This window comes from Congzhengia minquanensis (assembly GCF_014384785.1).
Classification (GTDB): domain Bacteria; phylum Bacillota; class Clostridia; order UBA1381; family UBA9506; genus Congzhengia; species Congzhengia minquanensis.
The window spans coordinates 158,289-185,079 of the sequence record NZ_JACRSU010000002.1 but is presented as its reverse complement, the minus strand read 5'-3'; the positions used below and the strand labels follow the sequence as shown (position 1 = coordinate 185,079).

The following is a 26,791-nucleotide window of genomic DNA, read 5'->3' as shown; positions in this document are numbered from 1 at the left end:
GAAAGCGTCCGGTTATTTTGCCGGATGCTTTCTTTGTTATTGACACGTTGTATATTTTATGCAATAATTGACTTATAAAGTATTCAATTTAAGGAAGGTATGGTAGCGTTCATGAAAAAGTATGTGTGGTTGGTTCTATCATTTGTTTTGCTGCTTACGCTGTGCCCCATTTTCCCGGCTGCGGCCGATATATCAGACGAGGGCTATGCCTGCTACCAGTTTGAAGACGGCATACCGGAAGGTGTCAGGCTTGAAAATGCGACTGGGAAAATTCAGTTCGGCGGGGTGTATGGAAAGGGCCTTTTGGTTACTGCAGACAGCGGTGAGCCGAAAGTTCTGCTGCCTTTTTTTTCTGAGTCAAATGTGGTTTACAGCTTTTCCGTCTGGATAAAATCCACCGGAAGCGTTGCTTTTTTTATTGAAGACCGAGCGGTGACAAACATACAAACCACAGAGGGGGAAGATGGCTGGACGCAGTTTCGCGGCAGTTGTCAGGCTTTGGACGACGGGAGCTTCAATCAATTTTTAACAATTTCCGGCGAGGAAGACTTTTTGGTTGACGATTGCCTTATTTTGTCTGAGAAATATCACGAGACGGCAATTGCAGGAAATTTGGTTTCAAACGGCAGCTTTGAAGCGGATTTAGCAGGCTGGAAATTAGGCAGCGAAGGGTCAAGAATCGAGGACGGGGCAAACGGCACACACCACGCTATCAGCACAACGGTGAATTATGACTGGGACTGTGCAAAAACACAGGTGGATATCCGGTTCGGCAGAAAATATAAATTAACCTGGTATGCAAAAGCCATTTCAGATGATGCAGATGGCCTTGACATGAAATATATTTTTGACCGCGCGCCATACATGACGGATGACAGAACACCGAAATACAGCGAGCATGTTGCAGGAGCCTTGACGAAAGAGTGGCAGAAGTTTGAAGTTGTACATCAGGATGCAAACAACACGCCGGACCAGTGTCTGGCTGATCTTTATTTCCGTGCCGGTTCAGGGAAAGACAGAGTCACGTTTGCTGTAGATGAAATAAATATTGAAGAAATTGACGATTCCTATGAGGTGCCGTCGCAGGTTACGGTTTCCGGCGATGAACTGAATCAACAGCACATTACGGCGACATTTGGAAAAAAAGGAAGCGCTGTGGGGATTTACTACCGGATTATGAAAAAATTCGGCGATGGCTTTGCTATTATGGACAACGGCTACACCGAGGATCAAACGGCGGTGAAATTTGATTTGCCCGAGAATTTCGCAGGCCTTTGCCGGGTGGAAATTAACGCTGTAGATATTTATGGAATTGTAGGAAAAACGTTTTATTCTACGTGGAAGCCAAAGGGCGAAGCGTTGTTAGAACAGAAAATTATAACCAATATTAATGAAGAAATTTGGACCGATGCAACAAAATCGTTAACTGCTGAAACGGTTTGCAGGGGAGCAGGGGATAGGAACATGCTGATGTCTGCCTTTGCCGTTTATAACGATAAGGGCGCGTTAACGGGAATTGAAACGGCCGATGTTGAAAACATTGCCGGAAACGAAGTGCCTTTGTCTGTTGCAGTTGGCAGCGATGATCATCGCGCAAAATTTATGCTGTTTAACAAAAAAAACCTTGCTCCTGTAAAGCAGGAAGATGAGCTGACAAAGACAACCTCTGGCAGCTTCTTATATGTTGATGCGGAAAACGGCAGGGACTTTAACAGCGGAGAAGCGGGAAAACCCTTAAAATCGTTAAGCGGCGCAAAGGTAAAGGTGCGCGAACTGTTAAAAACCGCTTCGGAGGATATATACGTAATCTTTAAAGAGGGGGAATATCCATTCGGAAGCGCGGTGACTTTTACACCCAACGACACGTCTGACACTTTAAAAATTCACTACATTTCTGAAAAGAAAGGCAAGGCAAGCTTCAGCGGCGGGCGGGAAGCAACCAATTTTTCATTGTGGAGCGAAGAAAAGAATATTTACAGGTCTTATGTGGGCACAGATGTTGAAACACGGCAGCTGTTTGTTGACGGTATTCGTGCCACCCGTGCGAAAAGCAGCGGCAAGCTGAAAGACGCTGTAAATTTAGGCAATGAAGGAGTGGGATACACCACAACAGACATCTCGCTGTTAGAGTTTAAGCATATTGAAGACCTGGAGTTTGTGTTTTATGAGGATTGGACCAACTCTTACTGTGGCGTTGACAATGTGACAGACAACGGAGACGGAAGCGTAACCGTGGCAATGGAGCCTGTAGGCTGGGGGTACCAGTGGAAAAAGGGCAACTGTCTGCCCACGGTTCCCGAATATATTGAAAACGCGCTGGAGCTGTTAGACGAGGAAGGGGAATGGTATTTAGACAGGCACGAGGGTTATCTGTATTATAAGCCCCGGGTGTTTGAAAACATAAACGAGGTTCGCGTGGTGATGCCGGTTTGCGAAAAGATGCTGAATTTAAACGGAAATTCGGCTTTTGATGTAATTCGCAACTTAGAATTTCGTGGGTTTGTTTTTGAGAATACCACGTGGAATGTGCCCAGCAGACCCGGTGGTTTTTGCTGCGGCCAGAACAACGGATATACCGGCGGGGAAGAGCAGTTTATCCCCGGAGCAGTGAATGTGGACAACGCGAATAACATCAGCTTTGTAAACTGCCGTTTTACACGGCTTGGCATGACGGGGCTGAAAATGACAGGCGGCCTGAAAAACTGCAAAGTGGTTGGCAACGAATTTTATGACATCTCCGGCGGCGCGCTTGTGGTGGGCGATGTAGCCAAAAACAACGCGAGTGACCCGAAAGACCCGGCTTATTATGTGGAAAATATTGACGTGACGGACAACTATATGCATAAAATTGCGGTGGACTATAAAGGCGGTGCGGCGCTCTCAACCGGCTTTCCAATAAACAGCAGGATAAACAACAACGAAATTTACGATACCTGTTACAGCGGAATGCACTTAGGCTGGGGCTGGAACTCCTACACCAAAACGGTTACAGAGGACTTTACGGTAAAACAAAACTACATTCATAAGGTGATGAACACAAAAATATTTGACGGCGGCGGTGTTTACTTTTTGGGCCGCACCAACGGGTCGGAAGAACACCCCAACGTGTTTGCAGAAAACTATCTGTACGATACCGGCAACTGCTACGGCATGATTTATCCCGACAACGGTTCAACGAATTGGGACATTTTAAGCAACGTGGTGGATTTAAACAAAAATCCCGTGTGGTACAGAAAAAATGACAGAACGCCTGAAAACATTGTGATGCCTGCTAGATGGCTGCATATTCATATGAGCACGATTACAGATATTTATTTGAAAAACAACTATACAACCACAGATGAAAACTTAAACAACGGAATTTATAATGTAAAGGTAGAGGACTTGCATGTTCATAACGATGCAGACTGGCCCCAGGAGGCGCTGGACATAATTGAACGTGCAGGTGTAACGCCAAAATACAGCGACAATTTCCGCTTCGGCCTTCAGGAGGTTGACGGGGCCGGAGCCGTTACACTGAAAACAGGAGAAACAACGGAATTGAACCTTTTTGTTCAAACCGGAAAAGAAAAGCTTTATCACAGTGCAAACTACGAAATTTATATGGTGAGCAGCAATGAAAATATTGTCAGTGTAAATGGGCAAGCTATTACAGGCTTGCGTGCCGGTTCGGCAGAAATTACTGCGTATGTAAAAGAAGCAGATATTTTACAAACCAAAAAAATTCAGGTCACAGTTGAAAATCTTTCGTAAAATGTAAAAAAAAATTTGATTTTTTATGGATTTATGATATAATGTAATATGGCGTGGGTAAATCTGCCAAACATTCGTTAAAAATATCGGTCAGACCGATTAAAAAATAGGAGGTTTTTATTGATGAAGTATGTTTATCAGTTCAGCGAAGGTAACAAAGAAATGCGCAACACCCTTGGCGGCAAAGGCGCGAACCTCGCGGAAATGACAAGCCTGGGATTACCTGTTCCCCAGGGTTTCACAGTGTCTACAGAGGCTTGTACCCGTTATTATGATGACGGAAGAAAGATCAGCGAAGACATTGAAAAAGAGATTATGGAAAACATCGAAAAGATGGAAAAAGTTACAGGAATGAAATTCGGCGATGTTGAAAATCCCCTTTTGGTTTCTGTTCGTTCCGGTGCGAGAGCTTCTATGCCCGGTATGATGGATACCATTTTAAATCTCGGTTTGAATGAAGAAGTTGTTGAAACGTTAGCAAAAAAATCTGGTAACCCGCGCTGGGCTTGGGATTGCTACAGAAGATTTATTCAGATGTATTCCGACGTTGTAATGGAAGTTGGCAAAAAATATTTTGAGCAGCTCATCGACGAAATGAAAGAGAAGAAGGGTGTAACCCAAGACGTTGAGCTCACAGCAGATGATTTAAAAGAGCTGGCAAACCAGTTTAAAGCAGAATATAAATCGAAAATCGGTGATGACTTCCCTACAGACCCGAAAGAACAGCTCATGGGCGCAATTAAAGCCGTGTTCCGCTCTTGGGACAACCCCCGTGCCAATGTTTACAGACGTGACAACGACATCCCTTATTCTTGGGGAACGGCTGTTAACGTGCAGATGATGGCGTTTGGTAACATGGGCGACACCTCGGGTACCGGCGTTGCATTTACAAGAAACCCGGCAACCGGCGAAAAGAAGCTGTTCGGCGAATTTTTAATGAATGCCCAGGGCGAAGACGTTGTTGCTGGTGTTAGAACACCTCAGCCCATTGACCAGTTAAAAGAGGTTATGCCGGAGGTGTATGACCAGTTCGTTGAAATTTGCCATAAGCTTGAGAACCACTATAGAGATATGCAGGATATGGAGTTCACCATTCAGGACAAAAAGCTTTATATGCTGCAGACCAGAAATGGTAAGAGAACTGCTGCTGCCGCTTTAAAAATCGCTTGCGATTTGGTTGACGAAGGCATGATTTCCGACAAGGAAGCAGTTGCAATGATTGACCCGAGAAACCTGGATTCTTTGCTCCATCCGCAGTTCGACGCTGCCGCAATTAAAAAAGCAGAGCCGATTGGCAAAGCTTTGGCTGCATCTCCCGGTGCTGCCTGCGGTAAAGTTGTGTTCACGGCAGAAGACGCAAAAGAGTGGGCTTCCCGCGGTGATAAAGTTATTTTGGTTCGGCTTGAAACCTCTCCGGAAGACATTGAAGGCATGAAAGCCGCTCAGGGTATTTTAACCGTCCGCGGCGGAATGACGTCACACGCAGCGGTTGTTGCCCGCGGTATGGGAACATGCTGTGTATCCGGCTGTTCTGCAATTAACATGGATGAGGATAACAAAAAGTTCGAACTGGCAGGAAAGACATTCCACGAAGGCGACGTTATTTCTATCGACGGTTCAACCGGTAACATCTATGACGGCGCTATCCCTACAGTTGACGCTTCCATTGGCGGCGAATTCGGCAGAATTATGGATTGGGCAGATAAATATAGAACGCTCCAGGTTCGGACAAATGCGGACACGCCTGACGACGCAAAACGCGCAAGAGCGCTGGGCGCAGAGGGAATTGGCCTTTGCCGTACAGAGCATATGTTCTTTGAAAGCGACAGAATTGCTGCAATTCGTGAAATGATCTGCTCCGACACTGTTGAGCAGAGAGAAAAGGCTTTGGCAAAGCTTGAGCCCATGCAGCAGGGAGACTTTGAAGCACTTTACGAAGCAATGGAAGGCGACGGCGTTAACATCCGTTTCTTAGATCCCCCGCTTCATGAGTTTGTTCCCACAGAAGAAAAAGACATTGAACAGCTTGCTAAAACACAGGGTAAAACAGTTGATGAAATTAAAGCAATTATTGCCGGTCTGCATGAGTTTAACCCTATGATGGGACACCGTGGCTGCCGTCTGGCTGTAACATATCCTGAAATCGCTGCAATGCAGACAAGAGCGGTTATCAAGGCGGCTATTAATGTTTCTAAAAAGCATCCAGACTGGAACATTGTTCCTGAGATTATGATTCCGCTGGTTGGTGAAGTAAAAGAGCTTGCATTTGTGAAAAAGACGGTTGTTGAAACTGCTGATGCAGAAATTAAGGCTGCCGGCTCTAACTTAAAATATAAAGTCGGCACAATGATTGAAATTCCAAGAGCTGCCCTGACCGCTGATGAAATTGCAAAAGAAGCTGAGTTCTTCTCGTTTGGTACCAATGACCTGACGCAGATGACATTTGGTTTTTCTCGCGATGATGCCGGCAAGTTCTTAGATTCTTACTACGACAATAAAATTTATGAAAACGACCCGTTTGCAAAAATTGACCAGGTTGGTGTTGGCAAACTGGTTAAAATGGCTTGTGACTTGGGCAAACAGACCAGACCGGATATTAAGCTCGGAATCTGCGGCGAACACGGCGGCGATCCGTCTACCGTTGAATTCTGCCACAATGTTGGTTTGACTTATGTTTCCTGCTCGCCGTTCCGCGTGCCAATTGCACGTTTAGCAGCAGCACAGGCAAAAATTAAGGCTGATAAATAATTTATATTAAAAAATAAAGCGAGGCTTTGCCTTGCTTTATTTTTTTTATAGAAAAGCAAAAAAAGAGTTGATTTTTTTCTAAAAATAGTGTATTATATATATTGTTGTGTTTCTTTAAAAACATAATATGGACGGGTATCGAAGTGGTCATAACGGGGCTGACTCGAAATCAGTTTGCGGGCAACCGCACGTGGGTTCGAATCCCACCCCGTCCGCCAGCGCCTTGAAACATTTGTGTTTCAAGGCGTTTTTTAATTGCTTTTTATTATTAAAAATAAAAAATATCTATTGACAAAATTTACTTTAATGAAACGTAAAACAATTCAGCAAACGTTAGTTTTTGAAGCGGTAAACCAGTTAAAGAGTCATGTCACTGCAGATGAAGTCTACGATGCAGTCAAAAAAGAACATCCCAGTATCAGCAGAGGGACAGTCTACCGCAATCTGAACCAGTTGTCTGAAAATGGAGCAATTCAAAAGGTAGAAGTTTTAGGCGGTGCAGACCGTTTTGATTTCCAATGCCATAAACATCATCATGTAAGGTGTTTAAAATGCGGCAAAATCTTTGACGTAGACATAGAATATGTTGATGGCTTGGAAAATAACATTAGAAATACCCGTGGGTTTGAATTCAGCGGTTATGATATTATGTTTAAGGGCCTTTGTCCAAAATGTGCGAAATAAACCATATTTATCAATTAATTAGGTGTATGCGGACACAAAAAATCCGTAAATAAAATACAAAAAGGAGAATTACTATGAGAAGCATTACAACACTAGACCTACAATATGCACACAGATTTTACGGTTTTAAAGGGGAAGCGCAGTACTTACACGGACATACAGGAGTTTTAACAATTGAAGTGGAAGATTCTGTTGAACCAGGCGTTAACATGGTTTTTCCTTGCAATGAAATTCAAAAAACCGCATGGGCAGTTCTTAAAAACTTTGACCATGCACTGGTTTTAAGAGAAGATGACCCTCTGCTGCCTGCCATTCTCGACGTTTATGAAAAGCAGGGCATTAAAAATGGTGCGCCAAATAACCAGATGAAAGGCCCCGCTTTTCAGACAGAGCTTGCAACCGCATATCCGGACTGTCGGTTGGTGGTTACGAAAGAAACTATGACGGTTGAGGGCATGATAAAAATGGTTTATGATCTGCTAAAGGATAAACTGAATATCGCCAAAATTACATTTACCAGCGGTGTAAACGCGGCTTCGGCAGAATTTGAAACAAAGAACAAAATAGACCGCTGTCCGTTGTGTGGCATTGCTTTAAACGAAAACGGAGTTTGCCCCAAGTGCGGCTATAAAAAATAGTATCTGATTTATGACGCTTTGGTGCCCAAAAATGGTGCCCGAATTTCTTGTGGCAATATAAAACGATACGGACATATACAGGGAATACCATAATATGCGAGAGCGAAAGCACTCGTTGCTTTCGCCCTCTTGGCTGCCATATAAGCAGGGGCAAACGCGCTTGTCAACAGCGGGGCGAAGTCCGTTTATCTTGACTGTTGACAAGTGTGGCTGGCTCTGCTACTTCCAAATAGTAAAGGAAAACGGTAGAATTGTTGCAGACAAAAACGAGCGATTTTTACGGAAAGGGTCCCCCTTTCCTATGCTTGCTACGAAACTTTTCACATTCATTTTTGTCCTTTGAATGAAAGGGAATGGAAATAGAGGATTGTATTGCTGATATACTATTTGCAAGTATGTGGTTTGAGAATACACAAAATTCGAAGTTGACGAAGAGGTAAAAGAAATGGAGATAAGAATTGCCACGGTTGATGATGCGGGTGCTATCAGAGAAATATATGCTCCTTATGTTATGAATACAGCAATATCCTTTGAATACGAAATTCCGGATATAGAAGAATTTCAGACCAGAATCAGTAATACACTGAAAGAATATCCTTATCTTGTTGCTTGGAAAAATAGTGAGATTGTAGGTTATGCTTATGCAAGCTCGTTTCACTCCAGAAAAGCATATAAACATTCAGCAGAATTATCTGTTTATATAAAACAAAATTGTAGAGGGCTTGGTATAAGGTGGTAAGTTATATCGGGAGCTTGAAAAAATACTGATTCGTCAAAATGTATATACGGTTCATGCTTGTATTGCAAGCCCTGAAGGAAAAGATTTACATCTTACAGATGATAGCGAGAAATTCCATGCAAAAATGGGATTTGAAATTGTAGGAAGACATTATAAATGTGGATATAAATTTGGAAAATGGTATAGTATCATCTGGATGGACAAGGTTATATCTGAAAGGTTAGATAATCCAGCTGCTTTTGTCCCATTTAGTCAATTAGAGTAAAACATTATCGCTTGAAATTTACAGCTTTCTCAGTAGAAGGACAAACAAAAAGAACGGGCGTAGCAACGGGTGTAGTGTTCACATATCCGTTTTGTCATGAGCTCAGAGAATAGGTTTAGTTACGTAGTTAAATGGCAATAAAGCCATAAATATCAATATTCAAAGAATCCTTGATTTTAGGCACTTTCAAGCATTTTCTATAAACACGTACAAGGACTTATAAGACAATATTTGTCTATAAAATCAATAAAAAACAGTAACATAATGTTGCGCGCAAAAAAAACACTCTTTTAAGAGTGTTTTTTTTGCATTTATTTTCAAATTGTTTTTATGAAATTTTGGAGCAAACTATGTGTGGAGGTGCTTTTCAAATGCCGAGGAAAGACAATGTTTATAATGAATATGTAAGTTTTCAAAAAGATAATTTAGAAAACAAGGGAAAACTAAAAAGCCAGAATACAAGACACAATACGAAAAAAGAAGCACTTGGCCCGAACACGAGGAGGAATGTTTACTAATGGCAAAAAAGGGTATGAGAAGATATCAGCCGGGAGATATTCACGGCGGTAGAAATCATAACGAAGATGACAAGCCTAAAAATGACGTTCCGCCTGTTCCTGAAATTCAGGGCAAGGCAAAACACGGCAATAAAAAAGCAGGCCCCATGTAAAAAAACATGCTGCACTCAAATAGAGTGCAGCATGTTTCGTTTTACAGCCCCATTATTTCATCAACCGGAAGTGCAAGAACAAGAGCGCGGCTTTCTGTGTTAATTCCCGCAACCTCGGTTATTTGTTTCATTATTGCATTTTTGTTGCCGCTTTCGGCTAAAATTGCCAAGATGTCTTTTTCGGGCTGAATGGTAAACCCGAAAATATTTTCCACATCCTCAAACCCTACGCGTCTTGCATGAAGCAGGGTTCCGCCGGTAGCTCCGGCGCTTTTGGCCGCGTCCATAACAATGTCCACATTGCCGCGATTTAAAATAGTTAAAATCAGTTCAAATTTTTTATCATTTTCCATAACTGTTTCCTCATTTTCCACTAAATTTTCCGGCTTGCAAAGAATTTGCGGAACCCGCGCGCTTACAGATGAAAGCGGAATTGTAAACACAATTCCTTTGCCTGGCTTATCCAACTGAAAATGATTGGTAATCCCTTTTAAAACAGAGGGGATTTTGCTTTTGGGTGCCATTGTGAGTACAACATCTTTTTCTGTTTCCTCTAGACCCAAATAGTCCAAAATTTCAGATGTGGCCGTTCCCATTCCGAGGCAGATGAAATCATAGTGGAGCTTGTTCCGTTTGTAATAGTCCACCATTTTAGAACCCTCGCCGCGTCTTGTAATGGTTACAATCAATTTAATTCTGTCGGCATTTACATTCATGCGCCTGCCTCCTCGTCTATGGTGTAGTCGATAATTTCATCTGTGATAAATTCAATCTCATTCGGTTTGATGTCTGTTGCTGTTTTCACCTTTCTGTTATAAAGAAAACCCAGTGCCTGAATGGTGATGAGCGGAGTCATTGCAACCATTGCCACAATACCAAATGCATCGGTTAAGATGTTTCCCTGAACCTTTTCGCAAACGCCCATGGCGAAAGGAAGCAAAAATGTTGCCGTCATAGGCCCGCTGGCTACACCGCCGGAGTCAAAAGCAATGGCAGTAAACACTTTTGGTACAAAAAAGCTTAAAACAAGGGCCAGAATATAGCCGGGAATAATAAACCAGTAAATCGATATTCCCGTAAGAACACGGAGCATGGAAATTCCCACCGAAAATGCGACACCCACAGATAAGCTCAACAGCATTGCCTTTGCAGGAACAGCACCGTTGGTGATTTCTTCCACCTGTTTATTTAAAACATGAACTGCAGGCTCAGCCACAACAATGAAATAGCCCATAAGCATTCCTAATGGTATTAAAATCCAGTTAAATTCCAGTCCTGCAAGCATCTTTCCAATGTAGTTGCCTACCGGCATAAATCCAATGTTTACACCCGTTAAAAACAAAACGAGACCGATGTAGGTGTAAATGGTACCGGATATGACCTTAATTAATCCTTTTTTATGAAAGGTACGCGTTATAAATTGAAATACAATAAAAAACAAAAGAATAGGGGAGAGGCCGAAAGCCACCTCTTTTATGTATGTAGGAAATCCGGCTGCAAATGCTTTTCCAACCTGTTGAGAGTCTGTGATTTCCGGTATTGCAAAATCAGGCGGCGTAACTTCTGTGGAATGTAACACAATTCCCATAAGCAGCATGGTAATAATCGGCCCAACGCTGCAAATTGCAACCAGGCCAAAATTGTTGTCTTCTGCGGCATTTTTTTGGTTTGCCGCAATACCGATGCCCAATGCAATGATAAACGGCACGGTAATAGGACCGGTGGTTACACCTCCGGAATCAAACGCTACCGGTAAAAACTCCGGTTTTACAAAAAATGAAATGAGAAACACAATTGCATAAAGAACAATTAAAGTGCTTTGCAACCGAATTCCCCAAAACTCGCGAAGGGCGGCAATGATTAAAAACAAGCCAACGCCGGCTGCAACCGTTAAAATAATCGTAAGGTCCGGCACTGCCGTAAACTGTTTGGCAAGCACCTGCAAGTCGGGCTCGGCGACTGTTACGGCAAAGCCAATTAAAAAGCACAGAAAAACAATAATAATCATCTTTTTTGAAGCGGAAATAGACCGTCCAACCTCTGTGCCCATCGGCATCATTGACAAATCTGTTCCCAGAGAGAAAAAGCCCATTCCAACAATCAGCATAACCGAACCCAAAAGAAAAAGTATCAGCATACCGGCCGGCATTGGCGCAAGATTCGTAAAACTCAGAATCAGCACGATTAAGGTAATCGGTAAAACAGATGAGATCGATTCGCTTATTTTTTGTTTTAATAATTCCTTCATGATTACCCCCTTGCTGTTTTATTACTTATTATTATACAATAACAAAAAACGTGAATCAAGAAAAAAGGCTGTTTAGATTTTGTTAAGATTGTTTCTTTGCAACCAGCATGGTTGTGTTTTCACGCCTCCAGACTTCCTGAACGGATGCAAATCCGGCACTTTTCAGCAAATCGATCTGGTTTTCAATGGTGCAGGGCGTGTCGTAGTGATAATATGTATCATTTGAAAGAGACTGTTCTTTTGCTATTCTGTCATATTCTGAAAAATAGAAGTCTTCTTCTTTTTGGCTTTCCACCATGTAATCGCATTCAATGTAAGTCCCATCAGGTGTAAGAGCTTTATTAATTTTTTTATAAAGCGCTAATTTGTCCTGTTTTTTAAAGTGATGCATCGTCTGAAACGAAACAGCACAGTCATAGATGCCGCCAAAATCACAGGTGAAATAATCGCCATGAATTAAGGTCAGACTTTTATCATTAAATTTTTCTTTTAATGCGTTGAGCATTTCTTTTGTCATGTCCACACCGGTAACAAAAATTTTAGGAAAACGTTTAAAGATTTCAGCCAATTCAAGACCTGTGCCGCAGCCAAGGTCTAAAAGAGACCCACATGTTTCTGGGAGCAGACGTGCAAGTTCCTCGTAACCCTCTTTGCAGCCCTCCACGTCTTCTAACATGTGCGCATCGTACATGTGTACTCTTGCGGCAAAAAAATCGTCCATTTTTTCTAATAAGGGGTCTTTAAACTTTTCAGTCTGTGCAAGTTTGTCCACAAGATCAACGTCGGCGGGGCAGAAGTCAAAGTTTTTTAAGCTTTCCCTCTTTACCCATTTTATGTCCCGGTGCACCCGCCGTATAACCTGACCGCGCAGAATTTTTGCATTAAAAAAAGTAAAATCAATATGAGAATCGGGATAGGTAAAACTAGCGGTGTCAAAAATACCATGCAGCTTAATGTCAATATCAAGTTCTTCCTTGCACTCCCGCAGCGCACACTCTTCCAATGTTTCATTTTTTTCAAGTTTGCCGCCGGGAAACTCCCAAAGGTTTGCATTTTTAGAAGTTTCAGACCTGCGGCAAATTAAAATTTCGTCCTTTTCATTCGTAATAATTGCAGCAGCTACAATTAAATTTTGCATTTTAAAAATTTCCTTTGTCTTTTTCTTTTATTTTACCATTTTTCGCTGCTTGTGTCAACTTCAGGTGAGCATGCAAATTTATATTTTTCTCATATATTCCCGAATGTCCGCGCAGCACCGGGTAAACTCGGCCAATTCATTGTTAGTGAGCGGCAACTCCAAAATTTGCTCGGCGCCGTGTTTGCCAATTACACAAGGCACGCCTGCATAAATGTCTGTTTGTCCATATTCGCCGTCGAGTTGTGCACTGACGGGAATGATGCATTTTTCGTCGTCATAGACCGCGCGCACCAGCCTTGCAAGGGTAGTGCAAATGCCGTATTCTGTGCAGCCCTTGCCATCGTAGGTGATCCATCCGCCATAAATCGCTTTTTCTTTCATTTCTTCTTTATCAAATTTGTATTCTTCTTTTCTTTCTTCTAAAAGGGACAGGGGAGACCCGCCAAAAAAAACATTTGACCATGGCACCATTTGGGAAGCACCGTGCTCTCCCATCATATAGGCCAAAATGGATTTGTGGTCGATATTGGCGGCAATGGACAGCACAGAGGCCAGCCGGGCAGTATCAAGCGCTGTGCCGGTACCGAACACATGCCCCTTGGGCAGGCCGCTTAATCTGTTAATCTGGTACGTAACAATATCACAGGGATTTGAAATATTAATGATAATACCGCGAAAGCCGCCGGCAATTACTTTTGGTATAAAATCATTCACCTGGGCAATGGTAAAGTTTAGCTCCTGCACGCGGTCGTGCGACGCTAAAAGTGTAATGTCCCCAACACAGTTCACCAAAATATCGCAGTCTTTTAATTCATTGAAATCTGCGCCGCGAACGGAAAGGTTATGGGGCAGATAGAGCACGGAATCTCTTAAATCCTGAATTTCACTTTTTAATTTTTTCTCATTTTTATCCACCAAAACGAGTTCATTTACAATTCCCTGAACTGCAAGGCTATATGCACAGTGTGCTCCAACGTGTCCGGCACCCGCAATGGCAACACGCCTTAATTTATTTTTCATTTTAATTCTCCTTTTTGTGTTTTGATTAGTTTGCGCTGTTTGGTGGAAGGAAATGCAAAAAAAGACAGCCAATTGCTGGCTGCCTTTCTAACTGTTTTTATTTTTTATGCGCGTGCTTTTGCCTTTTTGCCATATTTTCTTTTTTTCGCAAGGGTTTTCATGCCAACCCAAATCGGACCTGCAAGAAGTACGCTGGAGTATGTTCCTGCAAGAAGACCAACCATCAGCGGAAGTGCAAATTCCTTAATGGAGTCCACACCCAAAATATAAAGAAAAATAACCGGGATAATGGTTGTCAGGGTAGTGAAGCAGGAACGACGGAGTGTCTGCTTTAAACTTGTGTTCACCAAAGATTTTAAATCAGATTTTTGTACCTTGCCCTGGTTTTCGCGGACACGGTCAAACACAACAATGGTATTGTTGATGGAATAACCGATAATGGTCAGCATTGCCGCAATAAAGTTTGCGTTAATCGGTATCCTGAATATTGCATAGAATGCCAGCATAACCAAAACGTCATGAAGCAGACAAATAACGGCCGATGCGCCGGTGAAAAATTCAAACCGGATAGAAATATAAATAAGCATCAAAAGGCATGCAATTAATGCCGCTTTCATTGCCTGAGCACGCAGCTCAGCACCCATGGTTGCCGTTACATCTTCTACCTGGAGCACTGCAGCGTCATCAATGGAAAAATGCTCTTTTAAAGCAGTGATGATTTTATTGCGAACGTCACGCTCAATTGGCGTTGTCTGAATAATAATCTGTGTGCCGTCCGATTTTAAAACCTTCGGGGAATTGATGGATGCATCCGCACCTTTAACCACGTCTGCAACCTCGCCGAAGTCAACCTCTTTGCCCATTTCCACATACATGGTCATACCGCCGGCAAAGTCAACATCCTGAACAAAGCCGCCCTTGGCAATCAGGAAAATAATACCCAAAAGGATGATTACAATAGGAATCAGGCAAAAATATTTTGCACGTTCAACGATTTTTAACATCTTATTGTACCTCCTTTACTTTTTTCTTCACACCATACCACCACGGGTTTCTAACCTTTAAGTCCACAATCAGCATCAAAAGGTATTTGGTGATAAAAATTGCAGTGAACATACTTACAATCGTACCAATTGCCAGCGTTACTGCAAAGCCCTGAATGGTACCTGTGCCGAAAATATAAAGCACAACAGCGGCAATAATTGTCGTGATGTTGGAGTCGATAATCGCCAAAAACGCGCGGTTAAATCCGGAAAGAACTGAGGTCTTTACAGTTTTTCCAAGCTTAAGCTCTTCCTTAATTCTTTCAAAAATAATGACGTTGGCGTCCACTGCCATACCAACAGAAAGAATAATACCGGCGATACCTGCCAGACTTAAATTAATTCTGAAGAACGTCATAATATAAATTACAATTGCCATATAAGCCAACAGTGCAATGTCGGCAACCAAGCCAGGCAGCCTGTAAACAAGCAGCATGAACAGCAGGATTAAAAGAATGCCGATTCCTGCGGCGATTAAGCTGGTAGAAAGTGCTTCTTCGCCCAGTGTGGGCCCGATGGAGCTTAATTCAACGTCTTTAATTGAAAACGGTAAGTTACCGGAGTTAATTAAAGCTGCAAGCTTACCGGTTTCCGTGGCATCTGTAAAACCGCCGGAAATGATACAGTCGGACGAATTAATCGGACTGCTTACGGAAGGTCTGCTAATCTCGGTTTCGTCCAGTTTAATAGAGATATAATTGCTTCCGGATGACTTGGATGCAGCGGCGCTGGTAGCCTGGTAGAACTTATCCACGCCGGAATCTTTTAATTTCAGTTTTACATAGTGTGCAGCGGCGCCCGTTTCGTCAATCTGGCCGTAAGCGGCGGTTGCAGAATCAACGTCTGAGCCCTCTAAAACAACGTTGCCGTCAGAATCCTGAAACGAGAGCACGGCGGTTTGTCCCAGCGTGTCAACCGCTTCCTGCGGATCTTGAATGGCGGGAATTTCAACTCTGACCTTTTTATCTCCCTGACGCGAAACGGTAGCTTCGCTGTAGCCCAGCGAGTCTAAACGGTTTCTCAATACGTTTTCCACAGATTTCATCTGTTCGTCTGTAACAGAGTCTGCCTGTGCTTCGTATGTGATTACCGACCCGCCGACCAAGTCGAGCCCCTGTCTGATACCCCAATCCTCGTCTAAAGCGTTGGGATATTGAATGTCATAATCGAAAACGCTTATATTCATACCCACCAGTACGACAACCACTGATGTGATGATAACAAGTAGGGCGATGATTAATTTCGCGATACTTTTTCTCATTTGTGTTTTCCTCCTTTTAAAATCGCATAAAACTATTATATATATTTTTTTCATTTTAGTCAACACTAAATTGTGAAATTTTCCTAAAAAACTTGAATTAACTTCAAAAAAAAGGAATTGCAAAAACTTTTTTTTCTGAAATTCTGCAGTTTTTTTAAAATCAGCTTGCAATTCGTTTTAAACTGTGGTAAAATATAAAAAAATAAATATTTTCGGCAATGATGAAGCAAAGTAACCCCGCACTACCTATAAAAGAGAGGATTTTTCACCGGCTGAGAGAAAATCCGGTTAAGGCGGAAGGCGAAATTTCACTTCGGAGTTCCACGCTTGAACGGGTTAACTGATTAGGGCGCGGCGAATGGCGCACGTTACGCGTAAATGAAGTGTCTTTCTTATTTATTAAGGAAGAAATCAGGGTGGTACCGCGGATATAACTGTCCGTCCCTTTTGGGGCAGGCAGTTTTTTTTGTGCCCTTTTTTACAAACCGCGCTTTGTAAGCCCACGCAAAGAACGGAAAAATTGGTGGGCAGAAAGGTTTAGAACAATGAAAGAGCAGTTATTATCCATTAAAAAAGCTGCAGAGGAAAAGCTTTCTCAGCTCCATACGGTTCAGTCCTTAGAAGACATTCGAATTCGTGTGCTGGGGAAAAAAGGCGAACTGACACAGGTGCTTCGCCAGATGGGGTCTTTGTCGGCAGAGGAGCGCCCGGTTATCGGAGCCTTGGCAAACGACATCCGTACGGCGATTGAAAACTCAATTGCAGAAAAACGAAACGAGCTTTTAAAGGCAGAGCGGGAACAGAAGCTGAAAGACGAGGTTATTGACGTTACCATGGCGGGTAAGCGTCCTCAAATCGGCGGTTTGCACCCGATTACAAAGGTATTGGAAGAAGTTAAAGATATATTTTTGGGTATGGGCTTTTCTGTCGCGGAAGGCCCTGATGTTGAGCTGGACTATTATAACTTTGAAGCGCTGAACATTCCGAAAGAGCACCCCGCCAGGGACACCCAGGATACGTTTTATATCAGCGACAACGTGGTGCTGCGTACGCAGACGTCACCGATACAGGTTCGTGTAATGGAAAAGAGTCGCCCGCCGATTCGCATTATTGCGCCGGGCCGCGTTTACAGAAGTGACGCGGTGGACGCAACCCACTCTCCCGTGTTTCATCAGGTGGAAGGCCTTGTTGTTGACAAGGGCATCACCATGGCGGACTTAAAGGGAACGCTGGAGCAATTTTTACAAACCCTTTACGGGCAGGAGGCAAAAATCCGTCTCCGTCCGCACCACTTTCCGTTTACAGAGCCCAGCGCAGAGGTGGACGTTTCCTGCTTCGTGTGCGGCGGCAAGGGCTGCCGTGTGTGCAAGGGAGAAGGCTTTATTGAGCTTTTGGGCGCCGGTATGGTACACCCCGATGTTTTAAGGCGGTGTAACATAGATCCCGATGTTTACAGTGGTTTCGCATTCGGCATGGGCCTTGAACGCATTGTTATGAGAAGAATGAACATTGACGATATGCGTCTTTTATATGAAAACGACATTCGGTTCTTAAAACAGTTTTAATTTGTGCGCTGCAAGTTAACACCCGCAGAGGCGGCGCAAAACGAAAAGCGGGTAGAAAGGTATGAAACATTATGAAATTACCACTTAGCTGGCTTTCAGATTATTTAGATATGACAGGCATTACGCCGGAACAATATAACCACGCCATGACAATGTCTGGTTCGAAAGTTGAGGGAATTGAAAATTTAGGCGACGAAATTGAAAACGTTGTAACGGGCAAAATTTTAAGTGTGGAAAAGCACCCGGACGCAGATAAGTTAAAAATCTGCCAGGTGGACGTGGGAAGCGAAACCATTCAAATTGTCACAGGAGCAGACAATGTAAAACCGGGACAGACCGTTCCCGTTGCGAAAGACGGAGCGCGTCTTCCCGGCGGCAAGAAAATTAAAAAGGGCAAGCTTAGGGGCGTTGTGTCCAACGGCATGATGTGCTCGTATGAGGAAATTGGCATGACGAAAGAAGATTTTCCTGATGCAGAATATGGAATTTTGATTTTGGAGGACGACCTGCCTTTAGGAAAAGATATTAAAGAAGTATTCGGGCTGGACAACCCGGTTGTGGAATTTGAAATTACCTCCAACAGGCCGGACTGTTTCAGCATTATCGGGCTGGCAAGGGAAACGGCTGTTACCTTTAACAGGCCGTTTCATCTGCATACGCCCGAAGTGAAGGGCAGCGGCGACGACATTCACAACTACATGAAAGTAACAGTTGATGAGCCTGCCCTTTGCAAACGGTACACCGCAAAAATGGTGAAAAATGTGAAAATTGGACCGTCCCCCCGCTGGATGGTGGACCGTCTCCGCTCCTGCGGTATTCGTTCTATTAACAATTTAGTTGACATCACAAACTATGTGCTGTTGGAGTATGGTCAGCCCATGCACGCATTTGACATGAACTATTTAGAGGGCGGCGAAATTCATGTGCGCTGCGCAGAAGAAAACGAAAAAATGACGACGTTAGACGGCACAGAACACACCTTAGACAGTTCTATGCTGATGATTTGCGACGGGAAAAAACCTGTGGCGGTTGCCGGTGTTATGGGTGGCGAAAACTCTGAAGTGCGAGAGGAAACGAAAGATGTGCTGTTTGAGTCTGCAACGTTTTTAGGCTCATCCGTCCGCATTACTGCAAAAAAGTTGGGGTTAAGAACAGAAAGCTCCTCGCGGTATGAAAAGGGTTTGGATACGGAAAACACGGTGCCGGCTGTTTTGCGCGCCTGCGAGCTGGTGGAGCAGCTTGGCTGCGGCGAGGTGGTAGACGGATTAATTGACGTTTATACAGCTAAGCCGGAAACTGTAAAAATACCCTTTGAGCCGGAACGAATCAATCAGTTTATCGGTTTTAATGTGCCGGTAGAATTTATGGTTCAGGCGCTCACGGACTTAGGATTTGTTGTTGCAAACGGTGAAATTACCGTCCCGACCTACCGGCCGGACGTGCTATGCTTTAACGATGTTGCAGAGGAGGTCGCCCGTATCTATGGATATGACAAAATTCCCTCCACGCTAATGAAAGGCGAAGCGACGGTAGGCGTGAAAACGTATGAACAAAAACTGGAGGAACGGGTGAAAAACACCTTAGTGGGCTGTGGACTGCACGAAATTTTGGTGTTCAGCTTTACAAACCCGAATATTTTTGATAAGCTTAACATGGATGATGACGACCCGCGCAGAACTGCGGTTGTCATTTCAAATCCGTTAGGGGAAGAAAACTCTATTATGAGAACAACTGCACTGGCCTCCATGATGGAAGTGATTTCACGAAACGAAAACTTTAAGGCGGAAAGTGTTCGTCTGTTTGAGGCCGGAAAGGTTTACCGCCCTGTTTTGGGCGAACAGCTGCCGGAGGAAAAGCACGTTGTTACCTTAGGAATGTTTGGCGGCTGCGATTTTTATGATTTAAAAGGCATAGTAGAAGTCTTGCTGAACGATTTGGGCATTGCAAAAGCAAGCTTTTTGCCAAAGAGCGACGATCCCACCTTCCACCCCGGCAGATGTGCAGAGCTGATTGCCGGCGGCAAGGTAATCGGGCGGCTTGGCCAAATGCACCCGGCTGTTTGCGAAAATTATGACGTGGAGAACCATGTATATGCTGCGGAGCTTGATTTAGACGCGTTAATTTCGCTGGCCAATACGGATAAAAGCTATAAAAAACTGCCCAAATTCCCGTCCACGCAGCGGGATTTGGCCCTGATTGCAGACGACGGCGTTTTAGCTGCGCAGATTGAAGGAATTATAAAGAAAAAAGCAGGGAATATCTTTGAGTCCCTGACGCTGTTCGATGTTTATAAGGGCAAACAGGTGCCGGAGGGTAAAAAGTCGATGGCCTATTCAGTGGTGTTCCGCGCGGAAGAGAAAACGCTGACAGACGAAGACGTAAATCCCGTGGTAGACAGCATTTTAAAAGCCCTGTCCGACCAGTTGGGTGTAACCTTGCGTTAATGGTGAATTTTATGAGTAAAACAATTGCGATATCTCCCGGTTGCCTTTCAGGCACGGTTATAGCACCGCCATCAAAAAGCGCGGCGCACCGTGCGCTTATCTGCGCGGCTTTGGCCAAGGGAACATCCGTCATTTCAAACATTGCTTTGAGTGATGATATATCTGCTACTTTAGCGGCGGTGCGCATGTTGGGCGCCGAGGCCACCGTTTCAGATGGCAATGTAACGATTTGCAGCGCGGGGAAAAGAAGTCCCTTTTGCGGCGAAAATATCTTCTGCAACGAGTCCGGCTCGACCCTGCGGTTTTTGATTCCCATTCTGCTGAGCTTTGGCGGACGGTTTACCGTATCCGGCAGGGGACGGCTGATGCAAAGGCCGTTAGACGATTATTTTCAGATTTTTGACCAAAAAGGAATACAATATGAACTGCGGGGAGATAAGCTTCAGCTTGAAGGAACGCTTTTGCACGGCAGGTTTTCTCTCGCGGGAAACGTGAGTTCTCAATATATCACCGGTCTTTTATTTGCGCTTCCGCTTTTGAGCGGCGACAGCGAAATTGTTGTCACAACACCAGTTGAGTCTGTAGGATATATTGACATGACGCTGGAAATGATGAGGCGGTTTGGCGTTAGGGTGCAAGCACAAAAGAATTACAGACACTTTTATGTTCCCGGAAACCAAACTTATCAGCCCCAGAACGTTACAGTGGAGGGGGACTATTCCCAGGCGGCATTTTATCTTGTCGCAAACGAACTGGGCAGTAAAGTTTGCGTGACGGGGTTAAGTGAAAGCTCCTCCCAGGGTGATAAAGAGATTGTAAATATGATAGAGCGGCTAAAAAAAGACGAGCCGGTTCATATTGTTGATGTGAGCCAGGTGCCGGATTTGGTGCCGGTGTTGTCTGTTTTGGCAGCAAAGGCAAAAGGCATTACCCGAATTGTGGGTGCATCGCGGCTCAGGCTAAAAGAAAGCGACCGGCTGCGTGCGGTGTGCACAGAATTAAAAAAACTGGGCGTTTTGATAAAAGAAGAAAACGATGCGCTGGAAATTTGTGGTGCAAGCCGCTTTTTTAGTGCCGTGGTCGACAGCCACAACGACCACCGGATGGCAATGGCGCTGGCAATTGCGGCAACGGCGGCGGAGGGCGACGTTGTGATTTGCGGCGCGGACAGCGTGAAAAAATCCTACGGGAACTTTTGGGAAAAATTTGCAGAGCTTGGAGGCGCAATACACGAATGTCAGCAACCTATGGAAACCTGTTTCAAATAACAATTTTTGGGGAGTCCCACTCCAACGCAATTGGCGTAGTTTTAGACGGACTGCCTTCAGGAATTGCAGTTGATTTTGATAAAATAAAAACGGAAATGGCTCGGCGTGCACCAGGAAAAAACAAGCTTTCCACCCCCAGATCGGAGAGCGATGTTCCGCAAATACAAAGCGGGATATTTAACGGAAAAACCACGGGAACGCCGGTTTGTGCAATTATTTCCAATACAAACACCAGATCGCAGGATTATCAGCCGGAACTGCTTCGCCCCTCCCATGCGGATTACAGCGGCATCGTGCGCTATCACGGGTTTAACGACTACCGCGGCGGCGGTCATTTTTCCGGCAGATTAACTGCGCCTTTGGTGTTTGCCGGCGCGATTGCAAAACAGGTTTTGGAAAAAGAGCAGATTGAGGTTTTGGCGCACATTAAAAACATTGGCAGCGTTTGCGACGCAGCGTTAGACTATGCTGCGCCTGACGTTGAGTTATTAAGAAAGATAAAAAGCGAAACCCTGCCGCTGCTCGACCGCGCGAAGGCTGCGGTAATGGAAAACGAAATTTTAGCGGCAAAGTCGGAGGCAGATTCGGTTGGCGGCGCGGTTGAAGCGGTCGTAATAGGGCTAAAGCCTGGAATGGGTTCGCCGTTTTTCGAGTCGGTGGAAAGCCGGATTGCCCAAATCCTTTTTTCTGTCCCGGCGGTGAAAGCGGTTGAGTTTGGCATTGGAACCTCGTTTTCACAAATGCGCGGCAGTCAAGCGAACGATCCGTTTTATATTCAAAACGGTGAAATAAAAACAAAAACCAATCATAACGGCGGTATAAACGGCGGCATTACAAACGGCATGCCGGTTGTGGTTACAGCTGCCATTAAGCCTACGCCGTCTATCGGCAAGCCGCAGGAAACTGTAAATATCAAAGAAATGAAAGAGAGCACTTACAGCACCCATGGCCGGCATGACCCCTGCATTGTGCAGCGGGCTGTACCGGTAATAGAGGCGGCGCTGGCTGTGGCGGTTTTGGATATGCTGTTGGAGGAAAAGACATATGCTGGAACAATATAGAAAAGAGATTGACCAAATTGACGAACAGCTCGTGGACCTTTTTGAAAAACGCATGGACACGGCAAAAAAGGTAGGCGAATATAAAAAGGAACGCGGCCTTGAAATTTTTTGTCCTGATCGGGAAAAGGCCGTGATAAAAAAACGGATGGAGCAGACAAAAAATCCTGCCTACAGACAATATACCGCCGAGTTTTTTGAAGACATTATGCGGATTTCGCGTTCGCTTCAGGCAAAGGTTTTAAATGGCGCGCAGAATTTTTTATATCAGCCTGCTGATTTTTTAAACGCCGATTTAAAGGTTGTTTATCCCGGCGTTGTTGGGTCTTACAGCGGTGAGGCATTAAATAAGTTTTTTCCCGCTGTGAAGCATAAGTTAAATGTAAACACCTTTTTGGAGGCGGCAAAACTGGTTGCAAACGGGGAAGCGGACTTTGGCGTTCTGCCTTTTGAAAACAACTCCTCCGGCGCAATTGCCGATACCTTGGATTTAATTTTGTCGGAGCATTTGTTTATTGCCGGCGAAACGTATGTAGACGTGCGCCATTGCCTGCTGGGAACCAGTGACGCCGAGATGGAGGACATAAAAGAAATTTATTCCCACAATCAAGGGTTTGTTCAAAGCGGCCTGTTTTTAAGCAGCCTTAAGGCGGACATTAAATGTGTGCCTATGGAAAACACTGCGTTAGCCGCCAAATATGTTGCAGAATGCGGCAACAAAAAAAAGGCGGCCATTGCAAGCAAGCTTGCCGCAGAGAGTTATGGCCTGAAAATTCTGAAAGAAAACATTCACGAAAACAGCGGCAACACCACCCGCTTCGTGGTGATTTCCAACAAACTTACCTGCGATAATAATTGCGACAAAATTAGCGCGGCGTTTACCACACGTCACAAAAGCGGTGCGCTTTGCGATGTGTTGGCTGTGTTTGCCCGCAACGGCGTAAATTTGATGCATATTGAATCGCGTCCGTTAAAACAAAAGGATTTTTCCTACATGTTTTACATAGATTTTGAAGGAAATTTGGCTGACTCTAATGTTGCGGATGCTATTACGCAGATCAAAGAAACCGGTGCGGAATTAATTCTGCTTGGAAATTACAGAACTGAAAACGTAAGATGAAAGGTTGCAGCATGAAAAAGAGCAATATCGTTCTAATCGGAATGTCGGGAGCAGGGAAGTCGACAGTCGGGATTGCTCTGTCTTTTAAGATGAGAATGCCCTTTGTGGACATGGATAACTACATAGAGCGAACACAGAAAATGACGATTTCTAAAATATTTGAAACACGGGGAAACGAATATTTCCGCGACATCGAGGCAAAGGCGGCGAAGCATATCGGCCTTTCCTACCGGCATACCATCGTTTCCACCGGCGGCGGCGTTATTCTGCGGCCGGAAAACATGAAATATTTAAAGAAAAACGGAGTGGTGGTCTACATCAACCGCTCTGTGGAAAATATTTTAAAAACACTGAACGCGGAAAAAAGGCCGCTTTTAAAAAACAATCCGCAAAAGCTTTACGATATGTATGAGGAGCGCCACGAGCTGTATTTAAAATATGCAGATGTGGTTGTGGTGAATGGGTCTGATTTTAAAAGCGGCGTGCAAAACGTATATGATGCGGTAAAAGGGCTTGTGAAGCAATGAAATTGGAGGGAAAAGTGATGAGAACATTAAACCATCAGGTGGATTTATGTGTTGTGGGCGGCGGCTTAGCTGGCCTTTGTGCGGCTGTTTCTGCCGCGCGGCACGGGATTAAAGTCGCAATTATGCAGGACCGGCCGGTTTTCGGCGGGAACTCGTCCAGCGAAATTAGAATGTGGGTTTGCGGCGCACGGGGAAAAGACAACCGTGAAACCGGCATAATTGAAGAGATGATTTTAGACAATCATTACAGGAACACGTCCCTTAGCTTTAGCATTTGGGACAGTGTGCTGTATGAAAAGGCGCTTTTGGAAGAAAATCTTCAGGTAATTATGAACTGCTCGTGCTTAGATGCAGAAATGGACGGGAACAAAATCGTAAGCGTAAAGGGCTGGCAGACGACGACCCAAACCTTTCACATTGTGAAAGCAACCTACTTTGCCGACTGTTCAGGCGACTCTATTTTAGCGCCGTTATCTGGCGCAGAGCATACCTACGGACGGGAATCAAAGCGCGATTATAATGAAACCATTCCCCCTGATGAGCGGGATTTAAAAACCATGGGTATGAGCTGTTTAATGCAGTTCCGCGAAACCGACCACAAGTGCGAGTTTATCCCGCCGAAGTGGGCCTATCAATACACAGACGACTCCTGCTTCAAATGCAAGCGCCACGACAAAGAAGAAAACTATTGGTGGATTGAAGTGGGCGGCCTTCAAAACTGTATTGACGACACAGAGGAATTAAAAGACGAGCTTTTAAAAATTGCGTTTGGCGTTATCGACCACATTAAAAACCACGGCGACCACGGCATGGACAACTGGGAACTCGACTGGGTGGGCTTTTTGCCCGGCAAGCGGGAAAGCAGACGCTATATCGGAAAACATGTGGTGACGCAGAACGATGTGGAAACAGAAGGAAAGTTTTATGACATAGTGGGTTATGGCGGCTGGACTATGGACGACCATTTTCCTGAAGGGTTTTACTATCAAAAGGGTGAAACAACTATTTTCCACCCAGCTCCATCCCCCTGGGGAATTCCGTTTCGGGCGCTGTGCTCCAAAAACATTGAAAACCTAATGTTTGCAGGCAGAAACATCAGCGTGACCCATGCGGCACTGAGTTCCTCCCGTGTCATGGCAACCTGCGCTGTTTTAGGGCAGGCGCTGGGCACAGCCGCGGCACTAATGGTTAACAGCGGCACAGATATAAACGGCATTGATATAAAAGAGCTGCAAAGACAGCTTATGTTTGACGATTGCTATCTTCCGTTTATGGAAAGGGAGGTTTCGCCCCTCACCCTTAAGGCAAAAACAAACGCTGAAATTGTTCGGAACGGCAAAGACCGCGGGGAGGAAAACTTGTGGAAAGGAAACGCAGGCGACAGCTTGGTTTATGAATTTGATTCGCCGGAGCTGGTTGAAAAAATAAGAATCATTTTCGACAGCGACTTAAATCGCAAATACCACAACATGCCCTGCAGATTCGACCTTGTAGAAAAAAATTACCGCATGCCGAAAACCATGGTAAAGGAATATGCGGTGAAAATTACGGATGAAAACGGAAATGTTTCTGAAATTCATGTTAAGGATAACTGCCAGCGTTTGGTATTTCATGAGATTGGCAAAAAGGTGAAAAAAATTGAGCTTGTCCCCTTCGCAGACTTTGGCGGAACTGACGAAATGCGCGTGTTTTCCTTTGAACTTGTGTAAGGAGGAGAAAAAAGATGATATTATCTACCACAACAGACAGCGTGTTTGAAACATTTGGGTATGAAAACGGCATTCGGCTTTTGGCAAAGCTGGGCTTTGACGCGCTGGATTTAAACCTGATTCATCCTATTTATGAAGCAGAATTTTCGGAAGAGAATTATGAAAGCACCTGCTTAAAATTAAAGCAGTGGGCGGAAGACAACAATATCTATTTTAACCAGGCCCACGCGCCGTTCCCGTCTTACAGGTTTGGCGACGATGAATATAACGAAAAGGTAAAACCTGCCTTAATCCGTTCGATTAAAGCGGCAGGTTTGGTGGGAGCAAAGCAGATTGTTGTGCATCCAACAGCATGTCCCGACAGTGTAGATCAAAAAGAGTTTAACATTGAGTTTTATAACAGCTTGCTTCCGTATGCAAAAGAAGCGCACACAAAAATTGCGCTGGAGAACATGTGGGGTTTTGACAGTGCACAGAATAAAATTGTTCCCAACGTGTGCAGCTTTGGCCGGGAACTTGCCGACTTTTTTGATGCGTTAGACCCAGAGTATTTTACGGTTTGCTTAGACGTGGGCCATTGCGGCCTGGTTGGGCAAACTGCGGGGGCCGCAATATTTGAGCTTGGTGGACAGCGGCTTTGTGCGCTTCATGTTCACGATAACGACAATGTGCGCGATTTGCACACCATTCCCTACCAGGGGAAAATTAACTGGGACGCGGTGATGACCGCCCTGAAATGTATTGAATATGACGGTGATTTTACCTATGAAGTCGGCGGGCATTTTTTAAGCACCTATAAAAATGAGCCTGAACTTATGGTGAAGGCTTTAGAGCTTATGGTTACTACCGGCAGGATTTTAATTGCAAAATATGATAATGCTTTTTAAATAGTA

At 44.3% G+C, this 26,791-nt stretch carries 22 protein-coding genes, 1 tRNA gene and 1 other annotated feature; of the genes, 17 read left to right on the top strand and 6 right to left on the bottom strand.

Annotation, left to right across the window (positions count from 1 at the left end; genetic code table 11):
- The first annotated feature begins 111 nt into the window (after positions 1 to 111).
- The 9 genes from H8698_RS05960 to H8698_RS05925 all read left to right on the top strand — a co-directional run bounded on the left by H8698_RS05960 (position 112) and on the right by H8698_RS05925 (position 9,497).
- Positions 112 to 3,753, top strand: a complete 3,642-nt coding sequence (locus H8698_RS05960; protein ID WP_249311697.1) for a hypothetical protein — start codon at positions 112 to 114, stop codon at positions 3,751 to 3,753.
- Positions 3,754 to 3,876: 123 nt separating this feature from the next.
- Complete coding sequence (gene ppdK / locus H8698_RS05955) at positions 3,877 to 6,501, top strand: pyruvate, phosphate dikinase (RefSeq protein ID WP_346726837.1); 2,625 nt, start codon at positions 3,877 to 3,879, stop codon at positions 6,499 to 6,501.
- 129 nt (positions 6,502 to 6,630) lie between these two features.
- Positions 6,631 to 6,719 (top strand) — tRNA-Ser (locus H8698_RS05950).
- Positions 6,720 to 6,756: 37 nt separating this feature from the next.
- Positions 6,757 to 7,185 (top strand): Fur family transcriptional regulator, encoded by a 429-nt coding sequence (locus H8698_RS05945; protein WP_346726829.1) that lies wholly within the window; start codon positions 6,757 to 6,759, stop codon positions 7,183 to 7,185.
- Between the two features lie 74 nt (positions 7,186 to 7,259).
- Positions 7,260 to 7,823 (top strand): 6-pyruvoyl trahydropterin synthase family protein, encoded by a 564-nt coding sequence (locus tag H8698_RS05940; RefSeq protein WP_249311695.1) that lies wholly within the window; start codon positions 7,260 to 7,262, stop codon positions 7,821 to 7,823.
- Between the two features lie 445 nt (positions 7,824 to 8,268).
- A complete protein-coding gene (locus H8698_RS13380) occupies positions 8,269 to 8,562 on the top strand; it encodes a GNAT family N-acetyltransferase (protein WP_346726828.1) in 294 nt (97 codons plus the stop codon).
- A 22-nt stretch (positions 8,563 to 8,584) separates the two neighbouring features.
- A complete protein-coding gene (locus H8698_RS13375) occupies positions 8,585 to 8,827 on the top strand; it encodes a GNAT family N-acetyltransferase (RefSeq protein WP_346726836.1) in 243 nt (80 codons plus the stop codon).
- 371 nt (positions 8,828 to 9,198) lie between these two features.
- On the top strand, positions 9,199 to 9,345 hold the full coding sequence (locus H8698_RS05930) for a hypothetical protein (protein WP_249311694.1): 147 nt from the start codon (positions 9,199 to 9,201) through the stop codon (positions 9,343 to 9,345).
- On the top strand, positions 9,345 to 9,497 hold the full coding sequence (locus H8698_RS05925) for a hypothetical protein (protein WP_249311693.1): 153 nt from the start codon (positions 9,345 to 9,347) through the stop codon (positions 9,495 to 9,497). The genes H8698_RS05930 and H8698_RS05925 overlap by 1 nt, the downstream gene beginning before the upstream one ends.
- A gap of 41 nt (positions 9,498 to 9,538) precedes the next feature.
- On the opposite strand, the gene H8698_RS05920 is transcribed toward H8698_RS05925, so the two are convergent.
- From H8698_RS05920 to secD, 6 genes are all read right to left on the bottom strand, one after another.
- The gene (locus tag H8698_RS05920; protein WP_249311692.1) at positions 9,539 to 10,213 is read right to left on the bottom strand and encodes a P-II family nitrogen regulator; all 675 of its coding nucleotides are present in this window, start codon (positions 10,211 to 10,213) and stop codon (positions 9,539 to 9,541) included.
- Positions 10,210 to 11,745: a DUF1538 domain-containing protein gene (locus tag H8698_RS05915; protein WP_249311691.1), complete on the bottom strand. Its 1,536-nt coding sequence runs from the start codon at positions 11,743 to 11,745 to the stop codon at positions 10,210 to 10,212. Before H8698_RS05915 ends, H8698_RS05920 begins: the two co-directional genes overlap by 4 nt.
- Positions 11,746 to 11,827: 82 nt before the next feature.
- On the bottom strand, positions 11,828 to 12,883 hold the full coding sequence (locus tag H8698_RS13370) for an NUDIX domain-containing protein (protein WP_346726827.1): 1,056 nt from the start codon (positions 12,881 to 12,883) through the stop codon (positions 11,828 to 11,830).
- 78 nt (positions 12,884 to 12,961) lie between these two features.
- Positions 12,962 to 13,903 carry an L-lactate dehydrogenase gene (locus tag H8698_RS05900; RefSeq protein ID WP_249311690.1) on the bottom strand — a complete coding sequence of 314 codons (942 nt, stop codon included), beginning with the start codon at positions 13,901 to 13,903 and terminating at the stop codon, positions 12,962 to 12,964.
- A 104-nt stretch (positions 13,904 to 14,007) separates the two neighbouring features.
- A complete protein-coding gene (gene secF / locus H8698_RS05895; RefSeq protein WP_249311689.1) occupies positions 14,008 to 14,907 on the bottom strand; it encodes a protein translocase subunit SecF in 900 nt (299 codons plus the stop codon).
- A 1-nt stretch (position 14,908) separates the two neighbouring features.
- Positions 14,909 to 16,207, bottom strand: coding sequence for a protein translocase subunit SecD (gene secD / locus H8698_RS05890; protein ID WP_249311688.1), 1,299 nt, complete (start codon positions 16,205 to 16,207; stop codon positions 14,909 to 14,911).
- A gap of 209 nt (positions 16,208 to 16,416) precedes the next feature.
- Positions 16,417 to 16,656: a binding site (T-box leader), on the top strand.
- Between the two features lie 96 nt (positions 16,657 to 16,752).
- Here secD and pheS point away from each other — a divergent pair.
- From pheS to H8698_RS05850, 8 genes are all read left to right on the top strand, one after another.
- Positions 16,753 to 17,772 (top strand): phenylalanine--tRNA ligase subunit alpha, encoded by a 1,020-nt coding sequence (gene pheS / locus H8698_RS05885; protein ID WP_177678643.1) that lies wholly within the window; start codon positions 16,753 to 16,755, stop codon positions 17,770 to 17,772.
- A gap of 71 nt (positions 17,773 to 17,843) precedes the next feature.
- Complete coding sequence (pheT, locus tag H8698_RS05880; protein WP_249311687.1) at positions 17,844 to 20,216, top strand: phenylalanine--tRNA ligase subunit beta; 2,373 nt, start codon at positions 17,844 to 17,846, stop codon at positions 20,214 to 20,216.
- Positions 20,217 to 20,227: 11 nt separating this feature from the next.
- Positions 20,228 to 21,484 carry a 3-phosphoshikimate 1-carboxyvinyltransferase gene (aroA, locus tag H8698_RS05875; RefSeq protein WP_249311686.1) on the top strand — a complete coding sequence of 419 codons (1,257 nt, stop codon included), beginning with the start codon at positions 20,228 to 20,230 and terminating at the stop codon, positions 21,482 to 21,484.
- Positions 21,451 to 22,545 carry a chorismate synthase gene (gene aroC, locus H8698_RS05870; RefSeq protein WP_249311685.1) on the top strand — a complete coding sequence of 365 codons (1,095 nt, stop codon included), beginning with the start codon at positions 21,451 to 21,453 and terminating at the stop codon, positions 22,543 to 22,545. Before aroA ends, aroC begins: the two co-directional genes overlap by 34 nt.
- Positions 22,529 to 23,662 (top strand): prephenate dehydratase, encoded by a 1,134-nt coding sequence (pheA, locus tag H8698_RS05865; RefSeq protein WP_249311684.1) that lies wholly within the window; start codon positions 22,529 to 22,531, stop codon positions 23,660 to 23,662. The genes aroC and pheA overlap by 17 nt, the downstream gene beginning before the upstream one ends.
- Positions 23,663 to 23,673: 11 nt before the next feature.
- The gene (locus H8698_RS05860; protein ID WP_249311683.1) at positions 23,674 to 24,189 is read left to right on the top strand and encodes a shikimate kinase; all 516 of its coding nucleotides are present in this window, start codon (positions 23,674 to 23,676) and stop codon (positions 24,187 to 24,189) included.
- Positions 24,190 to 24,206: 17 nt separating this feature from the next.
- Positions 24,207 to 25,898: an FAD-dependent oxidoreductase gene (locus H8698_RS05855; RefSeq protein ID WP_249311682.1), complete on the top strand. Its 1,692-nt coding sequence runs from the start codon at positions 24,207 to 24,209 to the stop codon at positions 25,896 to 25,898.
- 14 nt (positions 25,899 to 25,912) lie between these two features.
- Complete coding sequence (locus H8698_RS05850) at positions 25,913 to 26,785, top strand: sugar phosphate isomerase/epimerase family protein (RefSeq protein WP_249311681.1); 873 nt, start codon at positions 25,913 to 25,915, stop codon at positions 26,783 to 26,785.
- Positions 26,786 to 26,791 lie beyond the last annotated feature (6 nt).

Bases quoted from the DNA above. Each gene is read 5' to 3' on its own strand.
- aroA (WP_249311686.1), top strand. From the start codon at position 20,228: ATGAGTAAAACAATTGCGATATCTCCCGGTTGCCTTTCAGGCACGGTT.
- ppdK (WP_346726837.1), top strand. From the start codon at position 3,877: ATGAAGTATGTTTATCAGTTCAGCGAAGGTAACAAAGAAATGCGCAAC.
- H8698_RS05940 (WP_249311695.1), top strand. From the start codon at position 7,260: ATGAGAAGCATTACAACACTAGACCTACAATATGCACACAGATTTTAC.
- H8698_RS05925 (WP_249311693.1), top strand. From the start codon at position 9,345: ATGGCAAAAAAGGGTATGAGAAGATATCAGCCGGGAGATATTCACGGC.
- pheT (WP_249311687.1), top strand. From the start codon at position 17,844: ATGAAATTACCACTTAGCTGGCTTTCAGATTATTTAGATATGACAGGC.
- secD (WP_249311688.1), bottom strand. From the start codon at position 16,207: ATGAGAAAAAGTATCGCGAAATTAATCATCGCCCTACTTGTTATCATC.
- H8698_RS05860 (WP_249311683.1), top strand. From the start codon at position 23,674: ATGAAAAAGAGCAATATCGTTCTAATCGGAATGTCGGGAGCAGGGAAG.
- pheS (WP_177678643.1), top strand. From the start codon at position 16,753: ATGAAAGAGCAGTTATTATCCATTAAAAAAGCTGCAGAGGAAAAGCTT.
- H8698_RS05960 (WP_249311697.1), top strand. From the start codon at position 112: ATGAAAAAGTATGTGTGGTTGGTTCTATCATTTGTTTTGCTGCTTACG.
- aroC (WP_249311685.1), top strand. From the start codon at position 21,451: ATGTCAGCAACCTATGGAAACCTGTTTCAAATAACAATTTTTGGGGAG.
- secF (WP_249311689.1), bottom strand. From the start codon at position 14,907: ATGTTAAAAATCGTTGAACGTGCAAAATATTTTTGCCTGATTCCTATT.
- H8698_RS05850 (WP_249311681.1), top strand. From the start codon at position 25,913: ATGATATTATCTACCACAACAGACAGCGTGTTTGAAACATTTGGGTAT.
- H8698_RS05930 (WP_249311694.1), top strand. From the start codon at position 9,199: ATGCCGAGGAAAGACAATGTTTATAATGAATATGTAAGTTTTCAAAAA.
- H8698_RS13370 (WP_346726827.1), bottom strand. From the start codon at position 12,883: ATGCAAAATTTAATTGTAGCTGCTGCAATTATTACGAATGAAAAGGAC.
- H8698_RS13380 (WP_346726828.1), top strand. From the start codon at position 8,269: ATGGAGATAAGAATTGCCACGGTTGATGATGCGGGTGCTATCAGAGAA.
- H8698_RS05900 (WP_249311690.1), bottom strand. From the start codon at position 13,903: ATGAAAAATAAATTAAGGCGTGTTGCCATTGCGGGTGCCGGACACGTT.
- H8698_RS05915 (WP_249311691.1), bottom strand. From the start codon at position 11,745: ATGAAGGAATTATTAAAACAAAAAATAAGCGAATCGATCTCATCTGTT.
- pheA (WP_249311684.1), top strand. From the start codon at position 22,529: ATGCTGGAACAATATAGAAAAGAGATTGACCAAATTGACGAACAGCTC.
- H8698_RS05920 (WP_249311692.1), bottom strand. From the start codon at position 10,213: ATGAATGTAAATGCCGACAGAATTAAATTGATTGTAACCATTACAAGA.
- H8698_RS05855 (WP_249311682.1), top strand. From the start codon at position 24,207: ATGAGAACATTAAACCATCAGGTGGATTTATGTGTTGTGGGCGGCGGC.